General features: G+C 62.9%; 4 protein-coding genes. 3 read left to right on the top strand and 1 reads right to left on the bottom strand.

Features of this window, described 5'->3' with window-relative positions:
• Positions 1–198: 198 nt before the first annotated feature.
• Complete coding sequence (locus JYJ84_RS30615) at positions 199–786, bottom strand: tetratricopeptide repeat protein (protein ID WP_122948609.1); 588 nt, start codon at positions 784–786, stop codon at positions 199–201.
• A 360-nt stretch (positions 787–1,146) separates the two neighbouring features.
• Between JYJ84_RS30615 and JYJ84_RS30610 the strand changes: the two genes are divergently transcribed.
• The 3 genes from JYJ84_RS30610 to atsR all read left to right on the top strand — a co-directional run.
• Positions 1,147–2,019, top strand: a complete 873-nt coding sequence (locus JYJ84_RS30610) for a helix-turn-helix domain-containing protein (protein WP_122948607.1) — start codon at positions 1,147–1,149, stop codon at positions 2,017–2,019.
• Positions 2,020–2,061: 42 nt separating this feature from the next.
• Positions 2,062–2,565, top strand: a complete 504-nt coding sequence (locus tag JYJ84_RS30605) for a molybdopterin-dependent oxidoreductase (protein WP_175218939.1) — start codon at positions 2,062–2,064, stop codon at positions 2,563–2,565.
• Positions 2,562–3,926: HAMP domain-containing sensor histidine kinase (gene atsR / locus JYJ84_RS30600; protein ID WP_205170632.1), on the top strand; the 1,365-nt coding region annotated here is incomplete at its 3' end. The genes JYJ84_RS30605 and atsR, both read left to right, overlap by 4 nt.

Genomic DNA, 3,926 nt, shown 5'->3' with positions numbered 1-3,926 from the left:
CGCCGCAGCCCGCGACGGATGCACAAAGCGCTGCGACCAGCGCACCTTGAGTGAGACGTTGGGAAAGGATGGTCTTCATGTCGTTATCGATCGATAGAGTCGTTGTTCGGCTTATGTGTTCGTGCGAACTTCGATAAGCCCCCCGGCTGGCGCGCGATGGTGGTCTCCCCGCGGCTGCCCCCGTTGCTTCAGGCCCGGTCAGTAGTACCAGTACGTCTGCTGCCAGACGCCGTAGTACGGATAGCCCGAGTACCAGTAGCCGTAATAGCGGTCACGCCATTCCGTGCGCCATTTCCAGTCTTCTTCGTCTTCCTTCTTGGCCTGGCGGGCGAGCTCGAGCAGCTTCTTCGACTCCTTGTCGCCGCGGCCGGCCGCGATCGACAGCCACTTCTCCGCTTCGCGCGGATCGGAGCCCATTTCCTCGAGGCCGAACAGGTAGAAACTGCCGAGCGCCTTCTGCGCCTGCAGGTCGCCGCGTTCGGCGGCCTCGCGCATCCACTTGAGTGCCTGGTAGCTGTCCTGGCGCACGCCGTCGCCGCGGAAATAACGCAGGCCGAGGTCGTAGGCGGCCTTCGGCTGGGTCTTCGCCGTCTGCTTCAACGCAGCGATGCGCGGATCTTCACGGTCTTCCGAATCGTCCCTTTTTTGATAGGACACCTGATCTTTAGGACGGTCAGAACAACCTGTGTCGTCGCAGATCCGCACCGTGTTGCTGGTGATGGACGGATCCTGCGCGCACGCGGCCAATAGCAACAGCAGCCCCGGTGCGAGTAAACGGCGGTACATTGTTACCTTCCTCATGTTTTATTGGCGCCGCAATTCTTCGCGCTATCCCACCCCCGCGAGCGCGCACCCGGTGGCGCGCGGCGCAGCGGATACAATCCGCCAACGCCGACACGCACGCCTAGGCTCTCTCAGGTTCTCGCTTCGAATCGTTCAGTCACTGCTTCATTGTTGTCGCTTTTCGCTGTACCGACTGTTGCCGGCATCGATCTCCAAACATGACGCGACAAACAATAGTGACGTGGTGAGCAATAATAATGGAGAAAAATGGCATGTCAAGGTGATTCGCGTTTTCGAAGTTTGCGTGTCACGTCAGTTTTGATATGCTCTCCCTCGCCAAAAACCCCTGGAGACCCCATCGAGATGTCCAACAGCGAGCAGGCCAACGTCGATCTCATCACCGCCAACAAGGTGCGCGACCTACTGAACCGGAACGGCATTCCGCCGCGAAGTCACAACACGACGATCGCGAATGTGCTCGGCCTCAGCTTCTCGGTTGTCACGCGCAAGATGAAAGGCCTGATCCCGTGGAACCTGTCGCAGTTGCAGGACATCGCGACGCACTTCGGCGTGCCGCCCGCGATCCTGCTCGACGACAAGGGCACGCAGCCGGCCGCCCCCGAGATGATCGACGCGACGCTCGTGATCGAGACGCGGCGCTTCCGCTGCCGCGCCGCGATCTCGACCAAGGCCAGCAGCCAGATCGAGACGGATTTCGTCGCGCTGCAGTGGCAGGGCGAATGGCTCATCACCGAGCGTCAGCACGCGCGCGAGGGCCGCACGTATCCGGTCGACGTCATCGAGCTGCGCTCGACCCAGCCGAACGTGTATGCGGCGCGGATCGCCGTGGTCGACGATTCGCAGGACGTCGCCGAAACGGTGTGTGAATATTTCATCGAAAAAGGCGTGAACGCGATTCCGTACTTCGACGGCGCGACGTTCCGCAAGGCGCTGGAGGTCGAGGATTTCGACGGCTACATCCTCGACTGGATGCTTGGCGACCAGACGGCCGCCGAACTCGTGCGCGGCATCCGCTCGAGCGAGAACAGCGGCGCGCCGATCTTCCTGCTGACCGGCAAGATCTCGACAGGCGAAGCCAGCGAGGACGAGATCGCGCACATCGTGTCGCACTACAACGCACGCTGCGAGGAAAAACCGGTGCGCTTGCCGATCCTGTTCGCCGAAGTGGCGCGCGAACTGAAGATCACGCTACCGGCCGTGGCCGCCGCGAACTGAGACCACAGCGACACACCACTCCCGCACGACCGAGGGCAAGACATGCGAATTTCGACCATCTGGACCAAGAGCCTGCTGACGGCCTGCCTGCTCGGCATGGCCGCCGCGACCTGGGCCGCTTCGTCCTTCACGTTCACCGTCGACGGCAAGATCGACAAGCACAACCAGCAGGGCAAGGCGACGTACGTGTTTTCCGAGCAGGCGCTGATGGCGCTGCCGCAGCATACGATCGTCACGTCGACCAGCTGGACGCCGAAGGCGACCTTCACCGGCCCGCGCCTGTCCGACATCCTGAAGGCCGTCGGCGCGCACGGCACGCAGATCGAGTTCCGCTGCATCGACGAGTACACGTTCACGATTCCCGTGTCCGACGCCGATCGTTACGGCGTGATCCTCGCGCGTACGATGAACGGCAAGGTGCTCGGCAACGACAACTACGGCCCGCTGTGGATCATGTACCCGCGCGACCAGTATCCCGACGAACTGAAGACGCCGCTCGGCGAAGCCAAGTTCGCGTGGCAGATCGTCGGCCTGACGGTGAAATGAAACGCCGGCGGCGGAAGAACAGAAAGATCATCCTGATCCTCGGCTCGCTGTGGATCATGGGGTTCGCCGCGTGGGCGTTCCTGCTGTGGGACCTCCTCGCCACGTCGGTCAACGAGGGCGTGCTCGAAGGGCCGCGCGAAGGCGTGTTCTGGACCGCCGCGCAATACCGGAACGTCTATACGCGGTTCGACCGGCAACTGATCCTCTACGCGACGCGCGAGGACGACGACTTCGATCACGTGCAGATGCAGCTCGACAGCCTGTCGGTGTCGTTCGGCTTTCTGCAGCGGCCGTCGGAAGTGTCCGAATACTGGCTGCGCATCCCGCGCGCGCGCAACGAGATCGACACGCTCGGCGAATTCATGACGCGCCTGAAACGCGACGTGCCGTTGCTGCGCGACTCGCCGAAGCACGCGCAGCAGGTGATCGACGAAGTCAATGCGTATTGGCCGAAGGTCAACGGCCTCGCGAACTATTTCCGCGCGATCGAGATGGCGCAGCGCGACTTCACGTTCCATCAGCTGAAGGAAAAGCAGCGCGCGATCCTGATCCTCGGCATCGTGCTCGGCGTGATCCTGTGCGCGCTGTTCCTGCTGCTGTTCTATACGATGCGCACGCGCGACGATCTGCTCGAACGGCAGGACGCGGCACTCGACGCCGAACGCAAGGCGTCCGACCGCGCGTTCGAAATGATCGAGGCGAAAAACGCGTTCCTCGGGATGGTCAGCCATGAGTTGCGCACGCCGCTGCAGGCGATCTGCGGTTCGATCGAGATCCTGCTCGCGCGCCCGCAGTCGGACGCGAACCTGAAGACGATCCGGCGTCTGCAGAATTCCGCGTCGTCGCTCGAAGCGCTCGTCAAGGACCTGACCGACTACATCAAGCTGCGCTCGACGAAGCGCCTTGCCGAACGGGAAACCGTCAGCATGGCGTCGCTGCTCGCCGAGGTGCTCGACCCGCTGCGCGAGAAGATCGCGGCCAAGCGAATCGCGATCGTGCAGCGGGTCGAGCCGCACGACCTCGCGATCCGTTCCGATCGCAAGCTGCTGCGCCAGGTGCTGTCGAACCTGATCGAGAACTCGGTCAAGTACACGCTCGGCGGATCGATCGACGTGTCGATCACGCTCGCCGACGCGCCGGCCGGCCAGCAATTGAAGATCGCCGTGCGCGATACGGGCGCCGGCATCGCAAAGCAGCACCTGTCGAAGATCTTCGAGCCGTTCTATCGAGCGAACGACGCGGTCGGGCTGCATGTGGACGGAATCGGCATGGGGCTCGCCGTCGTGCGCGAAATCGTGACGACGCTGCGCGGTCATGTGGACGTGCGCAGCGCGGTGGGGGAAGGCAGCGAGTTCGTCGTG

This window comes from Burkholderia sp. LMG 13014, from assembly GCF_905232215.1.
Taxonomy (GTDB): domain Bacteria; phylum Pseudomonadota; class Gammaproteobacteria; order Burkholderiales; family Burkholderiaceae; genus Burkholderia.
Note: the sequence above shows the minus strand (reverse complement) of the source record. Positions and strands in the feature narration are given on the sequence as shown.

What these genes read in the sequence shown, in the direction of transcription:
- JYJ84_RS30610 (WP_122948607.1), top strand. Translation starts at nt 1,147, where the DNA reads ATGTCCAACAGCGAGCAGGCCAACGTCGATCTCATCACCGCCAACAAG.
- JYJ84_RS30615 (WP_122948609.1), bottom strand. Translation starts at nt 786, where the DNA reads ATGTACCGCCGTTTACTCGCACCGGGGCTGCTGTTGCTATTGGCCGCG.
- JYJ84_RS30605 (WP_175218939.1), top strand. Translation starts at nt 2,062, where the DNA reads ATGCGAATTTCGACCATCTGGACCAAGAGCCTGCTGACGGCCTGCCTG.